Here is a 16,798-nt window from a genome sequence, read left to right as displayed (position 1 = left end):
TGTAACGGCCATGCAGTTCCCGAAAGCTGACCGCGCATCCGTCTCGACCGCCGACCGCACCAGTGCCGAAACGCTGGCGTTGCAGGCCCTCGCCTGGATTGCTGCCGAACCCGACCGCCTCTCCGGCCTGATGGCGACCACGGGCCTTTGGCCGGATGAAGTGCGCGCCCGCGCCGCCGATCCGGCTTTCCTGGGGGGCGTGCTCGATTTTCTCCTGGGCGACGAGGCGCAGCTTTTGGCCTTTTGTACTGAGACCGAAATTGCGCCGGAGCTTCCGGCCCGGCTGCGCACGGCTCTACCCGGCGGAACTGTCGAGACCCTTTAATCATTCGCCCACGAACGCTGTATTCGTATGCCCTTGCAGTTTGCGCGTGGCCGGGGCCCGGCGGCATAGCTTGCCCCTAGCGTCAGAAAAACCCAGGGTGCCCCTCTCGTTACGGCCTACCTGCCTGTCTTTGAGGAGCCCCCCGGATGCGCCGCACCCGCCTTGCCGTTTCCCTTGTCGTCGCCCTTGGTGCGCCCCCGGCTTTTGCCGCTGATCCCATTCGCATCGGCGAAATCAACAGCTATACGGCGCTCGCCGCCTTCACCCTTCCCTATAAGAAGGGCATCGAGCTTGCGCTGGAGGAAATCAACCGCGCGGGCGGTGTGCTGGGGCGGCCTTTGGAAGTGGTGTTCCGCGACGATGGTTTTAAACCCGGCGACGCAGCCCGCCACGCCGAAGAGCTGGTGACGGCGGAAAAGGTCGATCTTTTGGCGGGAACCTTCTCCTCTGGCACCGGGCTTGCTGTAGCCGATTACGCCAACCGGCAGAAGATTCTGTTCGTGGCCTCGGAGCCGCTGTCGGACGCCCTCGTGTGGGACAAGGGCTCGCGCTACGTCTTCCGCCTGCGCGCTTCCACCGCGATGCAGGCCGAAATGCTCGCCGCCGAAGCCGCCAAGCTTCCGGCGACGCGCTGGGCCACGGTTGCCCCCAACTATGAATATGGCACGGCTTTCGTTGCGGCTTTCAAACAGGCCCTATCCGCCAAGCGCCCAGACGTCACTTGGGTCGGCGAGCAATGGCCCGCACAAGGCAAACTCGATGCCGGGGCTACGGTGGAAGGTGTCGAGACGGCTAAGCCCCAAGCCATCTTCAATGCCACCTTTGGGCCGGATCTGGCGCGCTTCGTGAAGGAAGGCAATAGCCGCGACCTGTTCAAGGGCCGCGCCGTGGTCAGTGCCCTCACCGGCGAGCCGGAATATCTCGATCCACTGAAGGAGGAAACCCCGGAAGGCTGGATCGTGACCGGCTATCCCTGGTCGCAGATCGATACGGAAGCGCATCGATCCTTCCGAACGGCCTATGAAGCGAAGTTCAAGGACAGCCCGCGCCTGGGCTCAGTCGTCGGTTACACTACGATCCACACCATCGCCGCCGCGCTGAAGAAAGCCGGATCGACCGAGACGGAAAAACTGATCGCCGCCTACCGCGGGTTGGAGTTTAACAGCCCCTTCGGCCCGGCCAAGTTCCGCGCGGGCGACCATCAATCGACCCTCGGGGCCTTCGTTGGGAAAACCAGCCAGAAGGACGGGCGCGGTCTTATGGTAGACTGGCGCTATATCGACGGTGCCGACGTTCTCCCCAGCGAAGACGAAGGCCGCAACCGCCGCCCTGCCGACGCGCGCAAATAGGATAGCATGACGGAAACGCTGCAAACCCTGCTGTTTGTTCTGCTGAACGGGCTGGTCAGCGGCGGGGTTTTGTTTCTGATCGCCGCCGGGTTAACGCTGATTTTCGGGGTCTGCCGGGTGGTGAACTTCGCCCACGGCAGCCTTGCGATGCTGGGGGCGTTTCTCACCTATAGCCTGCTGGCCTATGTTCCCTACCCGTTGGCTATTTTGGGCGCGGTGCTGACTGTGGCGCTTCTGGGGGCCGGGATCGAGCGCAGCGTTATCCGCCCGCTGAACCGCGCGCCGGAACTCTTCCAATTGCTCGCCACCTTCGCGCTGGTGCTGATTATCCAAGACGCGGCTCTTGCGATTTGGGGACCGGAAGACCTGTTGGGGCCGCGTTGGCCCAGCCTATCGGGCTCGATCACGCTGCTGGAGCGGCGCTACCCGGTCTATAATCTTTTCCTGATTGCTATCGCTGCGCTGGTCGCTTTCGGCCTCCATCGGTTGATGACGCGCACCCGCTTCGGCATTCTCATCCGCGCCGCGACCCTCGACGCTCCGATGTTGGGGGCCTTGGGCGTGCGCGAAGATCACTTACGCACTGCCGTTTTTGCCCTCGGGGCGGGGCTCGCGGGGCTCGGCGGTGCGCTGCTGCTGCCCCGCGATGCCGCCCATTTGGGGCTCGATCTGACCTTGGTCGTCGATGCTTTCGTCGTCGTCGTGGTCGGCGGCTTGGGCAGCGTCGGCGGGGCCTTTCGCGCGGCCTTCCTCATTGGGCTGGTGCAATCGGCGGCCCTGGTGATCTGGCCGAAATCGAGCCTTGTGCTCCCGTTCCTGATTATGGCGCTCACGCTGTGGCTGCGCCCGCAGGGGCTCGGCGGCAAGCCCCCACCCCCACCGGGTCCGCCCCCCTTGGCCGAGCGCGCGCCGCCGCTGAAACTCTGGACGCTTTGGCAGAAGCAGGCGCTCGCGCTCGGGCTGCTGGCGCTGGCAACCGCCCCGCTCTGGCTCGGGTTGCTCCCCGGCTCCCCCCGCGCCTATGGGCTGTTGTTGCTGACGGAAATCCTCTGCCTCGGGCTGTTTGCCCTGTCGCTGCACTGGCTGATCGGCGTCGGCGGCCTTGTGACCTTCGGGCAGGCGGCGTTCTTCGGGCTCGGGGCCTATGGGCTGGCGCTAACGCTGCCGCTTGCCCGGCTGGATCTGCCGGAAGGTGGGGCGCTGGCACTGGGCTTAGGGGCGGCAACGCTGATCGGCGGGCTTGGCGGCCTCGGCGTCGGCGCGTTGGCCGTGCGCCTGTCGGGCGTGTCGCTGGCGATGGTCAGCCTTGCTGTGGCGCAAGGGCTTTGGTCGCTCGCCATTCAAGCAAAGGATTGGACCGGCGGTGACGACGGTTTGCTGGGGCTCAGCCCGCGCGGTTTTTTTGCCGACCGGGGCGTATTCTTTCTACTGGCGTTAGCGTTAACGGTTGCGATGGGCATCCTGCTGCGCCGCCTCAGTTTCGCGCCGACGGGGGCCTTCTTGCGCGCCTTCCGCGACCATCCGGGCCGAGCCGCCGCCTCGGGCCTGTCAATGACCACCATCAAACTGCGCGCGTTTGCCTTGTCGGGAGCCATCGCCGGGCTGGCGGGGGGCTTGACCGTGCTGACGCGCGGAAGCGCATTTCCCCAACTGGCCAGCCTCAGCCAGTCGGTCGACGGGCTGGTGATGCTGGTCTTGGGCGGTCAATTCTCCCTCTTCGGCGCGTTCGGCGGCGCGGCGGTCTTCCATACGCTGCACAGCGAGTTGATCCGCAGCACGCCCTATTGGCGGGCAATCTTCGGCGTCGCCCTGCTCGGGCTGATTTTCGGTCGGTTGGCGCTAAAATCCGGGAGGCCACGATGGTTTGGGCGCTAGAGGCCGACCGGATCAGCGCCTCCTATGGCGACCGGCCCATCCTGCACCCGCTCACCCTGCGCCTCGCCCCGCGCGAACGGCTAGCGGTGATCGGCCCCAATGGCGCGGGGAAATCAACCCTCTTCGCGCGGCTCTGCGGGCAAGTGCCGGTCGCGGGCGGTGAGCTTCACTATTTCGACGCGCTCCTGCCCGACCCATCTCCGTTGAAGCTCGCGCAAATTGGCGTCGGGCGCAGTTTTCAGGTGCCCGCCCTGTTCGAGTCGATGCTGGTGCGCGAGGCCGTGACGGTCGCCGCCCATGCCGCCAAACGCGGGGCCGAGGCCGAGGCGATTCTGGTCCAGGTCGATCTCGCCCACCGCGCCAACGATCCAACCCAGGTGCTCGACCACGGCGACCGCAAACGGCTCGACCTCGCCCTTGCGCTCGCCGTGGCCCCGCGCCTCCTCTTGCTCGACGAGCCGACCGCCGGAATGGCCAGCGGCGAGCGCGCGGCCCTCTACCGGCTGATCTCCCGCCTCGCCGCCACGGGCGTTTCGGTGCTGTTTACCGAGCACGATATGGACGCGGTTTTCGCCCATGCCGACCGCATCGCCGTGCTCCACCAGGGCCGCCTCATCGCCCAAGGCACGCCCGAGGCGATCCGCGCCAACCCGGAGGTTCAGGCCGCCTATCTGGGAAATGCCGATGCTTACCGTTGACACTCTCCGCCTCGGCTATGGCGGCCTGCCCGTGCTCGACGGCGTGAGTTTTTCCCTGGCCGAAGGCGAGGCTTTGGCGCTGCTGGGTCGCAATGGCGCGGGAAAATCGACCCTGATGAAAGCGCTCATCGGGCTGATCCCGCTGGAGAGCGGGCAGATTTTCTGGCGCGGCAAAGATATTTCGCGCTGGCCGCCGTTTCGCCGCGCCCGCGCCGGGATCGGTTATGTGCCCGAAGAGCGGCGGATTTTCGCCGATCTCACCGTCGCCGAAAACCTCGCCACCGGCCTGCGCCCGCCCGATCCCGAGTCGCCGCTGCCGCCCTGGGATTGTAAGCGGATTCTGGAACTTTTCCCCGCCCTCGCCCCGCTTTCCCACCAACGCGGCGGCGCGATTTCCGGCGGCGAAGCCCAGATGCTTAGTATCGCCCGTTGCCTGCTGGGGCAGCCGCGCCTGCTGCTTCTGGACGAGCCCACCGAAGGCCTCGCGCCGATGATCGTTCAGGACATGATCGACGCCATCAAGCTCATGAGCGCCGCCGGGCTGACCCTACTGCTGTCGGAACAAATGCTCCCCGTCGCCCGTGCCTGCGCCCCGCGCGCGCTGCTACTCGGCGGTGGGAGAGTTCAGGCGGCGGGGGCGACGGGGGCGCTTTTGGCGGATAAGGTTTTGACGGAACGGTGGCTCGGCGTTTAAGCCGCCCACGGCGGGGTGAAGGCTTCCCCGTTCCCCAGAACCGCCTGTCCGCCAATCGGTAAAACCGCGATGAGTTCGAAGGCTTCCCGATGGGGATTGGCAAGGCAAACCTGCTGCCCGGCTTTAACGATAAGGCAATCGCCCGCGCGGAAAGCCTGTGTTTCACCATCGACCGTTACTTCCGCAGCCCCCGCGAGCGCGACAAAAATCTCTTCCCGCGTCAGCGCGTGGGGTTGGCCGGGCGTTTCGGGGGCGATGATCGCCCGCCAGACCGCCGTTTCGGTCGCCCCGCGCGATGGCGCGGCCAAGCCGATAAAGGTAACGCCGGGAATGGCAAATTCCGGCGCGTCTTTCTTTAAAATTAGGCGCATTCAGCTTATTCCTTTTCGTCAGTCCGATTCCCCAACGGGGTTTCGTCAAGAAAGTTGACTATAAGGCTTAACGTATTTGGTCAAGAAAATTGACGATATTGAGACGCTTTTACCCGATCATATTGGGTGGGCCCTATGGCAAGCCGCGCAAGCGTGGAAACAGCGGTTTGACCGAGCAATGGTCGCCGCCGGCTATCCGTGGTTTTTCGAAGCGCGCGCGGCGGTTCTCGCCCATCTCGACCTTGAGGGAACGCGCCAGTCGGTACTGACGGCCCGCATGGGCATTTCCAAGCAGGCCGTTCAGCAACTCGTCGATGAATTGGTTGTTGAGGCGATCGTCATCCGCGCGCCCGATCCGGCGGACGCCCGCGGCAAGCTTATCCACTACACCGACCAGGGCATCGCGCTGCTTGGAGTGGCGAACCGGATCAAGGTAGAGATTGAGGCCGAGTATCGGGCCACTTTAGGGGAAGAGAGTTTTCGGCAGTTTCGCGCGGCCCTAGATCGGCTAAATCGCGCAGATGGCCCTCCGCCGAAAGCTCCCCCAGCCCCCTAACTTCCTTACCCCTGCCGCCAGGGCAGCCCTTCCAGCTTCCAACCCGCCAAAGTACCCCGATGGCGGGTTGGGTCGAGCGGGCCTTCAAAGCCGCCGGCGATATTGTAGCAGGGGCCATAGCCCGCCTGAGTGAGGGCTTTCGCCGCCGCCAGACTGCGCACGCCGGAGCGGCACAGGAGATAAACCGGCTGGCCCGGCTTCAGCCCCTGTTCCTGCGCTTCGGCGAGGAAGGCAGGGTTCTGCTGCCCCTCCGGCCAGGTTTGCCAAGCGACGGTGAGGACAAGCTTACCCAGGCTCGCCACATCTGGCAGGCCAACATAGGCCCATTCGGCGGGGGTACGCACGTCGATCAACACGGCGGCGGGATCGGTCTTAAGCGCCGCCCAGGTTTCGGTTGGGGAGACATCCCCGGCATATTCGCTCATTTCAAACGCTCCTTAGGCGTGGACGGCGGCGGCAGCAAGGCCGCGCGCGATATCGTCCTGAAGATCCTTCAGGCTTTCGAGCCCAACGGAGAGGCGCACCAGCCCTTCGGTGATGCCCATCGCCGTGCGGTCTTCTTCCGGCATGGCGCGGTGCGTCGTCGTCATCGGGTGGGTGATGAGCGAGCGCGAATCGCCGAGGTTGTTGGAAATATCCACCGTCTGGAGCGCATCCATGAACGCCCAAGCGGCTTTACGCCCGCCTTTGAGTTCGATGGCGAGCAAGGTTCCCCCGCGCGTCATCTGGCGCTTACCAAGCTCATATTGCGGGTGGCTTTTGTGGTGCGGGTAGAGGACCTGGGCGACGGCTTTATCGCCGTAGAGTTGATCGGCCAGCGCCGCCGCGCTGTCGCAGGAACGTTCGACGCGTAAAGACAGGGTTTCGAGCCCTTTGACCAGCAGCCACGCATTGAACGGGCTTAGCGCCGGGCCGGTGTGGCGCAGGAACGGTTGAAGTTTATCGGTACAGAAGGCCGCCGAGCCCAGCACCGCGCCGCCCAAACAGCGGCCTTGCCCGTCGATATGCTTGGTCGCGGAGTAGGTGACGATATCGGCCCCTAATTCCAGCGGCTTTTGCAGCAGCGGCGTTGCGAAAACATTATCGATCACCAGCGTCGCGCCGACGCTGTGGGCAAGGTCGGCGACGGCTTTAACATCGATCAGCGATAGGGTGGGATTCGCCGGGGTTTCCATGAAGAAAACCTTGGTGTTCGGCTGAATGGCTGCTTCCCAGGCCTTCAGATCGGCCCCATCCACCAGGGTCGCCGTCACGCCCCATTTCGGCAAAAGCTGCGTAAGAATGACATGGCAGGAACCGAACAAGGCGCGCCCTGCAATAATGTGATCGCCTGCGTTAACGCTGGCGGCCAGCGCCGCAAACACCGCCGCCATGCCGCTGGCGGTGCCGTGACAGGCTTCCGCCCCTTCGAGCAAGCGCATCCGCTGCTCAAAGCCTTCCAGGGTGGGATTGCGGTAGCGGGAATAGACATACCCCGGATCGTCGCCGGTAAAACGCGCCTCGGCCTGGGCGGCACTTTCATAGACGAACCCCGAGGTCATGAAGATCGCCTCGGAGGTTTCGCCAAAGTTGGAGCGCGTCAAACCGCCCCGCACGAGGAGAGTGTCTAACTGATCTGGAGAGTTGGAGAACTCGCTCATTACGCCCACTCCTGCTGTCATTCGATCCCAAAATACGGTCGACCGGCAGGTGTTCGCGGGGGATAGCCCGAGCGCACGACCTTTTAGCGGATTATTTAACGTGGCCGCAAGCCGGTCGGCTCAAATCACCACGAACAGTATTAAAGCTCTTATTATGCCGCTTGGCGAATGTCAAGGCGCAAGCTTTTGCAGCGATCCCGTTTTTCCTACAGCATAAACGGGGCTATGCTTACGCCGTGATTGATCGGCCCTGTCCCATGCCCGAAGCCCGGCGCGTCCTTGATACAGGCTTGCAGATACGCCCGCCCGCGTTCCACCGCCCGATGTACTTCCAGTCCCTGCGCCATACCGCAGGCAATCGCCGCCGACAAAGTGGAGCCAATCCCCGCCATATGCCGCGTTTCTACGCGCGGCGCGGAATATTCTGTAACGCCGCCCTCTTCGGTTGCCAGCAGATCGACCACCGGGTCTTGATCGTCGTGGCCACCTTTCAGCAGTACGGCTTTCGCGCCTAAGGTGAGCATCATTTGCGCGGCGTGATGGCGCTCTTCGTCGGTATGAATATCCATGCCCGCCAAAAGTTCGCCTTCGCGCAAGTTCGGCGTGATGATCGTCGTGCGCGGGAGCAGGCGGATTTTCAAATGGCGCATGCCTTCCTTATCCAGCAAGGAGCGCCCGGTTTTGGTCACGGCGACGGGATCGAGCACCACGGGCGCATCGGGGGCAAGCTCTTCGATCACATCGGCGACGGCATTGATGAGATCGGCATTATGCAGCATGCCCAGGTGAATAACGTCGGCGCCGATATCTTGAAGGGCAAGGCGCATCTGGCGTTGCACGAAGGCGGGGGGAATCGGATGGATATCGACGATCCCCAGCGTGTCGCGCGCCGTAACCGCCGTAACCGCCGACATGGCATACCCCCCCAGCGCGAGGATGGTTTTTATATCGGCCTGAATACCCGTACAGCCACTGCTGTCGGAGCCGGCGACTACCAGAACCCGTCCCTTGATCTGCATGCCGTGCCTCCCTTATCCCTGAACCCGCCCGTTATTCCATATCACTCTAGGCTTTAACCAGCGTAGAGGCCACGACCGCAATCAATGCATCCACCGTCTCGGCGACCAGCGCCGAATCCTCCCCTTCCGCCATCACCCGGATCAAAGGTTCGGTTCCCGACTTGCGAATAACCAACCGCCCCGACCCTTTCAGCCGGTGCTCGGCCGCCGCAATCGCGGTCAAGACCGGGTCGAGCGCCAACGGATCGACACCCGGAGCGTACCGGATATTCTTTAAGATTTGGGGAAAGGGCTTGAACACCCGCGTCAATTCGCTGGCGCGCTTGCCCGATTCGACCAGACAGGCCAAAACCTGAAGCGCGGCGATCAACCCGTCGCCCGTGGTGGCATAATCGGCCAAAATCAGATGCCCCGATTGCTCGCCGCCCACATTGAAGCCTTCCGCGCGCATGGCTTCCAGCACGTAACGGTCGCCGACTTTGGTCCGCGTCAGGCCGAGGCCCTGCGCTTCCAGGTGCCGCTCCAACCCCATATTCGACATGATCGTCGCCACGATCCCGCCGCCGCGCAGGAGCCCTGCGCGCGCCCAAGATGTCGCGATCAGCGCCATGATCTGATCACCGTCGATCACTTGGCCGGTCTCGTCGATCACGATCAGCCGATCCGCGTCGCCGTCTAAAGCAAGGCCGATATGGGCACCATGGGCAACCGTCTGGGTCGCCAGATGCGCAACGGCGGTTGCCCCGCACTCCCGGTTGATGTTCGTGCCATCGGGGGAGACCGCGAGCGGAATCACTTCCGCCCCCAACTCCCGCAGCACCGTTGGCGCAACGCGGTAAGCCGCCCCATTGGCGCAATCGATGGCGATCTTCAGCCCATCGAGAATAAGCCCGCGCGGAAAGCTCGATTTGGCGAACTCAATATAGCGCCCGCCCGCGTCTTCCAGGCGTTTGGCGCGGCCGATCCGGCTCGAATCGACCAAAGGCGGCAAGGTATCCGGTTCGTCGATCAGCCGGGTAATTTCAGCTTCGGCATCGTCGGAGAGTTTATACCCATCGGGGCCGAACAGCTTAATCCCATTATCTTCATAAGGATTGTGGGAGGCCGACACCATAATGCCGACATCCGCCCGCATCGAGCGCGTCAGCATGGCAATCGCCGGGGTCGGCAGTGGGCCGACCAGCAGCACATCCATTCCGCGCGAGAGCAGCCCCGCCGTCAGCGCCGCTTCGATCATATAGCCCGACAGGCGCGTATCTTTCCCGATCACTGCCGCGTGTCGCCGCGCTTGGCCCGATTGGAAATAGGCCCCGGCCGCTTGCGCGACCTGGAGGGCCATGGCCGCTGTCATGGGATGGGCATTAGCCCGACCCCGAATCCCGTCCGTTCCAAAAAGACTGCGCGTCATAAAACCCCGAGTACCAAAATTAACCAAGCTCTATACCAAATCACGGTGCCGCCGCCCAGGGAAGAGAATCACACCCCCCTATACGGAAAAAGATGGACTCGTCTTATGCATGGGTCGCAAACCATACCGCGCGGGCCTGAGCGGTTTCGGCAACATCATGGACGCGAACAATCTGTACCCCCGCCGAAAACGCCGTGATCGCCGCTGCGAGTGACCCGCCGAGCCGGTCCTGGGGTGCCTCATCCGCCGAAACGGCCGAAATAAACCGCTTGCGCGATGCGCCCAGCAACACCGTACACCCGAGGCCATGCAGCAACTGAAGGTGCCGCAGCAACGCCAGATTATGGGCGGGCGTCTTACCGAAGCCAATTCCAGGATCGACGCAGAGCCGGGCTTTGGAAATCCCTGCCGCTTCCAGGGCGGCAATGCGATTGCCGAGGTAGCGATAGACTTCCGCCACCACGTCGCCATAGCTCGGATCATCCTGCATCGTGCGCGGATCGGCGCCGCGCATATGCATGACGATGACCGGCGCGCCGCTTTGCACCGCAACCCGAACGGCGGCAGGATCGCCCTCAAGCGCGGTTATGTCGTTGATGATATGCGCGCCCGCTTCCAGCGCCGCCGCCATCACATTTGCATGGCGCGTATCGATTGACAGCAGCAGGCCGCGATTGGCAAGCTCGCGAATAACCGGAACGACGCGGCGAATTTCATCCTGCGGATCGACCGGAGCGGCGCCGGGCCGGGTCGATTCGCCGCCGATATCGAGCAGATCCGCGCCCGCTTCGGCTAAGCGAAGCCCCCAAGCAATCGCCCCTTCAGTCGTTTCATGCCGACCGCCATCGGAAAAACTATCGGGCGTTACATTGACAATGCCCATGATCGCCGTGCGCTGCTGGCCCATCGTACCGGGCAGAAAGGCGACGCGCTGAGCGAAAACATTGACCCGCCGCGCCATTGAGGAGGCCGCTGGCGGCGTGTAGTTCGACGGATAGGGAATGATATCCGCCATCGAACGCCAACCCCCGCGCAGGCGGGGCCGCGCGGGGGTGGGATCACACAGAATAGGCTCGAACAGAAATTCGGCCAAAACTAAACGCCGCCTCCTGGTTGCGGGCTAGGGTTCAGATCGCCGCTGGGCGGCACCGTCGCCCGTCGCCCGCCGCCCGGTACGGCATTGCCGCTGGGGCCGGAGGAGGTGGGCGTCGGCGCATCGTCGGGCGTATCGCGGGCGATAGACTCGCCCTTCATCAGCGCCCGAACTTCGTCGCCCGAGATGGTTTCATATTCCAGCAGAGCCTTTGCCACCCGATGCAGGGCTTCCATTTCCTCGAGGAGAATCTCGCGCGACTTATTTTCCGCCGTATCGATGATCTGACGAATCTCTTCATCGATAATCTTTGCCGTTGCGTCGGAAATATTTTTACGCTGCGTCACCGAATGGCCGAGGAACACTTCTTCTTCGTTTTCGCTGTAGCGCAAGCGCCCGAGCCTGTCGCTCATGCCCCATTCCGTGACCATGCGCCGTGCAATTCCGGTTGCCCGGTGAATGTCGCTGGACGCGCCGGTGGTGATATTTTCTTTCCCGAAGATCAACTCTTCGGCCATGCGTCCCCCGAAGAGAGCCGCCAACCGGGCTTCCAACTCCAAATGCGACTGGCTGTACTTATCGCGCTCGGGCAAGAACATCGTTACCCCTAGGGCACGACCGCGTGGAATAATCGTCACCTTATGGACCGGATCATGCCCCGGCATCTTGACCATAACGATGGCATGACCGGCTTCGTGATAGGCCGTGAGTTCCTTTTCCTTATCGGTCATGACCATCGAGCGGCGTTCCGCCCCCATCATGACCTTATCCTTGGCTTCTTCGAATTCCTTCATCCCGACAACGCGGCGGTTGCGGCGGGCGGCAAGAAGGGCGGCTTCGTTGACGAGGTTGGCAAGATCGGCCCCGGAGAAGCCCGGCGTGCCGCGCGCAATGACGCGCGGATCAACGTCAGCCGACAGCGGCACCTTGCGCATATGAACCTTCAGGATCTGCTCGCGCCCATTGATGTCCGGGTTGGCGACGACGACCTGGCGGTCAAAACGACCGGGACGCAGCAGCGCGGGATCAAGAACATCGGGACGGTTGGTCGCCGCGATCAGGATCACGCCTTCGTTGGCTTCGAACCCATCCATTTCGACCAGCAACTGATTGAGCGTCTGTTCACGCTCATCGTTCCCACCACCGAGGCCTGCGCCACGATGACGACCGACCGCATCGATTTCGTCGATGAAGATGATGCAAGGGGCGTTCTTCTTGCCTTGCTCGAACATGTCGCGGACGCGGCTTGCGCCAACGCCGACGAACATTTCAACGAAGTCCGAGCCGGAAATCGTGAAGAACGGCACATTGGCTTCACCAGCAATCGCGCGCGCCAACAGCGTCTTACCCGTACCCGGCGGGCCGACGAGCAGAACGCCTTTCGGAATCTTCCCGCCCAAACGCTGGAATTTCTGCGGATCGCGCAGGAATTCAACGATTTCGTTCAGTTCCTGCTTGGCTTCTTCAATGCCCGCGACGTCATCGAAGGTGACACGGCCAACCTTTTCGGTCAGCAGACGCGCACGCGACTTGCCGAAGCCCATGGCTTTGCCGCCGCCGGACTGCATCTGACGCATGAAGAAAATCCACACGCCGATGAACAGCAGCATCGGGAACCAGGAAATCAGAATGCTCAGGATGCCCGTGGGGCCGTCATCGATCGGGGCCGCAATGATTCGCACATTCTGCTTCACCAAACGGTCGACCAGACCGGGATCTTGCGGCGAATAGGTGGTGAAGGTGCGGTTATCGCTGAGGCGACCGGTGATATTCGGCCCCTGGATCGTTACTTCCGTTACGCGGCCCTGTTGGACTTCCGCGAGAAAATCGGAAAAAGCGAGTTGGGATTGCCCGGAGCGCGTGGACGGGCTCTGAAACAGGTTGAACAGCGCCACCAAGAGGACGGCGATAATCGCCCAGAGCGCCAAATTTTTCCCGATATTATTCACGAGGCTCCACCCTTTCCGCACCGAACCGGGCGCTAGCCTGCGCACCCGATGGCATCGATCATTCCCAGTGACATGCCCCCGATCCGGCTTGCCGTCAACTCCCGCGCTCCCCCCCGGCGACAAGGGGACGCAGCGGCGTCGCGAAAAGCCGGGGGGAGAGCCCTGGCATTTTTGACAAGTGGGGCACGAAGGCAGGACAGTCAAGACGTTGAAACGCCGGGATTCCCGCCAGCAGGGCCGCAGGCGTCTGCGCCAGCATCGCCGCCCCCCAGGTTTGCGGGCGTTTTAGGGCGGGAGAGCGCCGCAACCGGGCCGTTTCCGCCGCGCCTAATCCGGCCAAAAACCAACCCTCCTCCGGCGCGGTTGCCGAAAAGCGCCCGTCCCAGCGGGCCGACTTCGCACCGCCCGGAAGGGCTAAGGGTGGCGAAAGCGCCGCATGCTCCCGCCCAATCCACAGCGCCCGCCCGCTGCGCACCCAGAGCGTGCCGCCCAGGGTGATCGCGTCGCGGGGGCGGTCGTCGGCCTGAAGGCGCGCAAGAAGGCCCTGGAGCCCCTCAAAGCGCGGCGGATAGGCGGTGCCCCCCGCCCACGCACAGAGCCGCGCCAAAGCCCGCCAACGCACCTCCTCCGCCCCATCCGCGAGCGCTGCTATCGGCAGGCGTGCGAGGCCCCAGGGCAGCGGCGTTACCCAGCGCAGTAACCAGGCGTCGGCGAGCCCCTCCAGGACGGCGCGCGCGCTGTTCAGCCGGGCGGCGGTTTCGGCCAAACGCGCGGCCAGAAAAGGCGCTTCCGCCCCTGCCATAAGCGCCCGCCAGCGCACGCGCGCGAAGGCTGGGGAGAGGTTGCTGGGGTCCCGGATCGGCGCGAGCCCCTGCCCCGCACAAAAATCTTCCAGCGCCTGTTTGGGCACGGCCAGCAGGGGGCGCAATAGCCGCAGATCGCTGAGACTCTGGCAGGCGGCGATCCCCGCAAGCCCAGACAGGCCGGAGCCGCGCTGCAAGCGCAGCAGCAGCGTTTCCGCCTGATCTTCCTGATGATGGCCCGTGAGCAGGTGCAAAATGCCTGCCGCCGTGCAGGCGTCCGTCAGCAGCCGATACCGCAGCGCCCGCGCCGCCGCTTGCAGCCCGCCGCTACCCGTGGCGTCCGGCGGTTGCGCGGCGATCAGAATTTGGTGATCGATCCCGCGGGCCCGCGCCCAAGCGGCAACCTGCTGGGCTTCGGCGGCGGCCTCGGGGCGAAGGCCATGATCGACGGTCAGGGCGAGCACGCGGCCGCTCCACGCCCGCGCCCATCCATCGGCCAACAGCATCAGCGCCAGACTATCCGGCCCACCCGAAACGGCAACGGCAAGCCGAGGCGCGCGCTCGAACGGGCCGAAGCCCGTCATCGCCGCCGCAAACGCCGCCTCCAGCGAAAGTTGCGGCCCGCGCATCAAAGAAAGTTACGCCCCGCAGTTGTTGCGCGCGCGCTCTTCCTGAACCCGGCGCTTCAAAAAGGCCGAGGCTTGCGGATATTCGGTATTGAAGCGATTGAACGAGGCGCAGGCTTCTTTGGTTTTATTGATATGGGCCAGAGAGAGGCCAAGTTTCAGCAGATTGTCGGGGGCTTTCGTGTTCTTCGGATATTTCTGATACCCTTGGAAGAACTGGGCCGCCGCTTCCTGATAATTGCCGCGCACGTAATAGGTCTCGCCCAACCAATATTGCGCGTTCCCGGCCAAATCGTCGGTGCCATAGGTGCCGATGAACGAGCGGAAGGCCGTTTCAGCCGCCGGATAATCCTGCTTTTGCACCAGCGCGAACGCCTGTTCATAGGCTTCTTTCGCGTTGCTCGGTTTCGCGGCGGGGGCGGCAGGTTGCGGTGCAACCGCTCCAGCAGGCGGGCGAACAGCGGCGGTCGCTTGACCGGGCGGCGTCAAGGGAACCGGGGCATTGGGGTTTTGCGCCACGGGAACGCTACCAAGATCGCGCGGCGGCGCACCCGGCGCCACGGCAGGGGCCTGGGCGGGCGTGGCAGCAGCAGGGGCCTTAGGCGCGTCGGCGGGGGCAACCCCGGCGGTCTCGCGGGCTTTTTCGAGTTCCGTCAGGCGGAAATCCACATCGCTGCTCTGGCGCTCGGCCCGTTGGCGCATCTGCGCGACCGTGGCCGAGAGATCTTCGATCTGGCCGGTCAACTGGCGGATTTGCGCTTCCAGTTCCGAGATTCGCACGGTCAGTTGCGCCGTAATCGGGATTTCGCCCGCCGGTTGCTGTTGCGCTGCGGCCGGAACGGTCAGCGCCAGCGCGCCGATAACGGCAAACGGTGCGAGAGACGAAAGAAGGCGCGACGGTCCGACCATGACAACAGCCCTTTACAGCAATCCGATGCGGCAGTTTAGCGCCGCTTTCGGGCAAAACGAAGACAGGCTTAACAACGCGGGGGGCAACCCCTTTGCTCACCCCCCGCCAAGGCTTAGCGCGGCAGCGAGACGGCGCGGCGGTTCTTCGCCCACACGGCATCGCCCCGACCGGTCGCAGCCGGGCGCTCTTTACCGTAGGAGATGACCTGCAAACGCTGGCTCTGCACGCCCAAAGACGCCAGGAATTCGCGCACCGACTGGCCGCGACGGTCGCCGAGCGCCAGATTATATTCGCGCGTGCCGCGCTCGTCGGCATGACCTTCGACGACGAAGTTTACCAGCGGGTACTTTTGCAGAAACTGGGCTTGCGCGCGCAGCGTGCTCTGGGCATCCGCCGACAGCGTGTATTGGTCGAGCCCGAAGAAAATGCGATCCGTGCCATTGGCGGCAAAGCTGCGCTGCCAATCGGCCTGCGCCTGCACCAACTGCTGGTCGCGGTTGCCCGAAACGCCGCCCAATTGGTTGGAGCTAATGCCACCGGTCCCACCGGCACCGCCCGTCCCACCCGCACCCGGATCGGACGTAACCGGACCCGTGCCCGATTGATCCGAGCAGGCGGCAACCAACAAAACCGCCGCGAGCGGCAAAGCAAATTTCAAGATCATGGGAAATCATCCATCAAGGAAAGAAGAAAGGAGGGATCCAGCCGGCAGATCACCCGGCATCCCTGCAGGGCGACACACTATGGAATCGCGCGACAACATGGCGAGATTGGGACAAGCCCCACCTCTGGCGGTGTTTTTAGCCACATGTTGCGCTTCTGCACCAGTGCAAAAACGGAATCGCGCCCATGCTTCCCGAGGTTTGACCCCAAAAAGCAAAACGCCGCACTGTTGCCAGTGCGGCGTTGCCATCCAGCCCCAAGGGGCGTTGGATTACTGAACGGCCGGGACCGAAACGCCGCGGCGGTTCTGGCTCCAAGCGGCTTCGTTCGAGCCGAGCACCGACGGACGTTCCTTACCATAGGAAACGGTCGTCAGACGCGAGGCCGGAACGCCGAGGGCGACCAGGTAATCCTTAGCGGCATTGGCGCGGCGTTCGCCGAGCGCCAAGTTGTATTCGCGGGTGCCGCGTTCGTCGGCATGGCCTTCGACGGCCAGACGGACCGAAGCGTATTGCTTCAGCCAAGCAGCCTGACGTTCCAGGGTGCGACGCGCATCGGCCGACAGGTCGAACTTGTCGTACGCGAAGAAGACGCGGTCACCAACGTTGACGCGGAAGTCTTCGATCGAACCCGGACGGATGCCGGTCGCGGCCGGCGGCGTCGTGGTCGGGTTGTTGGTGGTAACAGCAGCCGTATTGGCCGGCTTGTCGGATTCGCAAGCGGCCAGCAGCAGGGCAGCGGCGGCGATAGGGAGGAGAGCGATACGCATTTTGTGACCCCTCAGCTCTGAAGGCTGTAGTTGAGTGACGCGAAGGAGAG

Annotated in this window: 17 protein-coding genes and 1 riboswitch; of the genes, 6 read left to right on the top strand and 11 right to left on the bottom strand. The window is 63.7% G+C overall.

Annotation, left to right across the window (positions count from 1 at the left end):
- Window positions 1–10: 10 nt before the first annotated feature.
- The 5 genes from ACIQ36_RS02905 (at window position 11) to ACIQ36_RS02885 (ending at window position 4,941) form a co-directional block, all read left to right on the top strand.
- A complete protein-coding gene (locus ACIQ36_RS02905; RefSeq protein ID WP_395825582.1) occupies window positions 11–325 on the top strand; it encodes a DUF3572 domain-containing protein in 315 nt (104 codons plus the stop codon).
- A gap of 146 nt (window positions 326–471) precedes the next feature.
- Window positions 472–1,674 (top strand): ABC transporter substrate-binding protein, encoded by a 1,203-nt coding sequence (locus ACIQ36_RS02900; RefSeq protein WP_395825578.1) that lies wholly within the window; start codon window positions 472–474, stop codon window positions 1,672–1,674.
- 6 nt (window positions 1,675–1,680) lie between these two features.
- The gene (locus tag ACIQ36_RS02895; RefSeq protein ID WP_395825575.1) at window positions 1,681–3,549 is read left to right on the top strand and encodes an ABC transporter permease; all 1,869 of its coding nucleotides are present in this window, start codon (window positions 1,681–1,683) and stop codon (window positions 3,547–3,549) included.
- On the top strand, window positions 3,534–4,247 hold the full coding sequence (locus ACIQ36_RS02890) for an ABC transporter ATP-binding protein (RefSeq protein ID WP_395825572.1): 714 nt from the start codon (window positions 3,534–3,536) through the stop codon (window positions 4,245–4,247). Before ACIQ36_RS02895 ends, ACIQ36_RS02890 begins: the two co-directional genes overlap by 16 nt.
- On the top strand, window positions 4,234–4,941 hold the full coding sequence (locus ACIQ36_RS02885; protein ID WP_395825569.1) for an ABC transporter ATP-binding protein: 708 nt from the start codon (window positions 4,234–4,236) through the stop codon (window positions 4,939–4,941). Before ACIQ36_RS02890 ends, ACIQ36_RS02885 begins: the two co-directional genes overlap by 14 nt.
- Here the strand turns inward: ACIQ36_RS02885 and ACIQ36_RS02880 are convergent.
- The gene (locus ACIQ36_RS02880) at window positions 4,938–5,312 is read right to left on the bottom strand and encodes a cupin domain-containing protein (RefSeq protein ID WP_395825566.1); all 375 of its coding nucleotides are present in this window, start codon (window positions 5,310–5,312) and stop codon (window positions 4,938–4,940) included. The two genes, ACIQ36_RS02885 and ACIQ36_RS02880, sit on opposite strands and share 4 nt — an antisense overlap.
- A gap of 76 nt (window positions 5,313–5,388) precedes the next feature.
- Here ACIQ36_RS02880 and ACIQ36_RS02875 point away from each other — a divergent pair, with 76 nt between their 5' ends.
- Window positions 5,389–5,868, top strand: coding sequence for a MarR family winged helix-turn-helix transcriptional regulator (locus ACIQ36_RS02875; RefSeq protein WP_395825563.1), 480 nt, complete (start codon window positions 5,389–5,391; stop codon window positions 5,866–5,868).
- 5 nt (window positions 5,869–5,873) lie between these two features.
- Here ACIQ36_RS02875 and ACIQ36_RS02870 read toward each other — a convergent pair whose 3' ends face one another.
- The 10 genes from ACIQ36_RS02870 to pal (ACIQ36_RS02825) all read right to left on the bottom strand — a co-directional run bounded on the left by ACIQ36_RS02870 (window position 5,874) and on the right by pal (ACIQ36_RS02825) (window position 16,748).
- The gene (locus ACIQ36_RS02870) at window positions 5,874–6,293 is read right to left on the bottom strand and encodes a rhodanese-like domain-containing protein (RefSeq protein ID WP_395825560.1); all 420 of its coding nucleotides are present in this window, start codon (window positions 6,291–6,293) and stop codon (window positions 5,874–5,876) included.
- Between the two features lie 12 nt (window positions 6,294–6,305).
- Complete coding sequence (metZ, locus tag ACIQ36_RS02865; protein ID WP_395825557.1) at window positions 6,306–7,508, bottom strand: O-succinylhomoserine sulfhydrylase; 1,203 nt, start codon at window positions 7,506–7,508, stop codon at window positions 6,306–6,308.
- A gap of 63 nt (window positions 7,509–7,571) precedes the next feature.
- Window positions 7,572–7,650: riboswitch (SAM riboswitch) on the bottom strand.
- 64 nt (window positions 7,651–7,714) lie between these two features.
- Entirely contained in the window at window positions 7,715–8,527 is an 813-nt protein-coding gene (thiD, locus tag ACIQ36_RS02860) for a bifunctional hydroxymethylpyrimidine kinase/phosphomethylpyrimidine kinase (protein ID WP_395825554.1), read from the bottom strand.
- 46 nt (window positions 8,528–8,573) lie between these two features.
- Window positions 8,574–9,935 carry a phosphoglucosamine mutase gene (glmM, locus tag ACIQ36_RS02855; RefSeq protein ID WP_395825551.1) on the bottom strand — a complete coding sequence of 454 codons (1,362 nt, stop codon included), beginning with the start codon at window positions 9,933–9,935 and terminating at the stop codon, window positions 8,574–8,576.
- Window positions 9,936–10,038: 103 nt separating this feature from the next.
- Complete coding sequence (gene folP / locus ACIQ36_RS02850) at window positions 10,039–11,028, bottom strand: dihydropteroate synthase (RefSeq protein ID WP_395825548.1); 990 nt, start codon at window positions 11,026–11,028, stop codon at window positions 10,039–10,041.
- Between the two features lie 2 nt (window positions 11,029–11,030).
- A complete protein-coding gene (ftsH, locus tag ACIQ36_RS02845; RefSeq protein ID WP_395825544.1) occupies window positions 11,031–12,977 on the bottom strand; it encodes an ATP-dependent zinc metalloprotease FtsH in 1,947 nt (648 codons plus the stop codon).
- Between the two features lie 94 nt (window positions 12,978–13,071).
- Entirely contained in the window at window positions 13,072–14,409 is a 1,338-nt protein-coding gene (gene tilS, locus ACIQ36_RS02840) for a tRNA lysidine(34) synthetase TilS (RefSeq protein WP_395825541.1), read from the bottom strand.
- A gap of 9 nt (window positions 14,410–14,418) precedes the next feature.
- Complete coding sequence (gene ybgF / locus ACIQ36_RS02835; RefSeq protein WP_395825538.1) at window positions 14,419–15,315, bottom strand: tol-pal system protein YbgF; 897 nt, start codon at window positions 15,313–15,315, stop codon at window positions 14,419–14,421.
- 113 nt (window positions 15,316–15,428) lie between these two features.
- On the bottom strand, window positions 15,429–15,980 hold the full coding sequence (gene pal / locus ACIQ36_RS02830; protein WP_395825536.1) for a peptidoglycan-associated lipoprotein Pal: 552 nt from the start codon (window positions 15,978–15,980) through the stop codon (window positions 15,429–15,431).
- A gap of 270 nt (window positions 15,981–16,250) precedes the next feature.
- Window positions 16,251–16,748, bottom strand: coding sequence for a peptidoglycan-associated lipoprotein Pal (gene pal, locus ACIQ36_RS02825; protein ID WP_395825533.1), 498 nt, complete (start codon window positions 16,746–16,748; stop codon window positions 16,251–16,253).
- Window positions 16,749–16,798: the final 50 nt, after the last annotated feature.

Source organism: Elstera sp. (assembly GCF_044372965.1).
Classification (GTDB): Bacteria; Pseudomonadota; Alphaproteobacteria; order Elsterales; family Elsteraceae; genus Elstera.
Note: the sequence above shows the minus strand (reverse complement) of the source record. Positions and strands in the feature narration are given on the sequence as shown.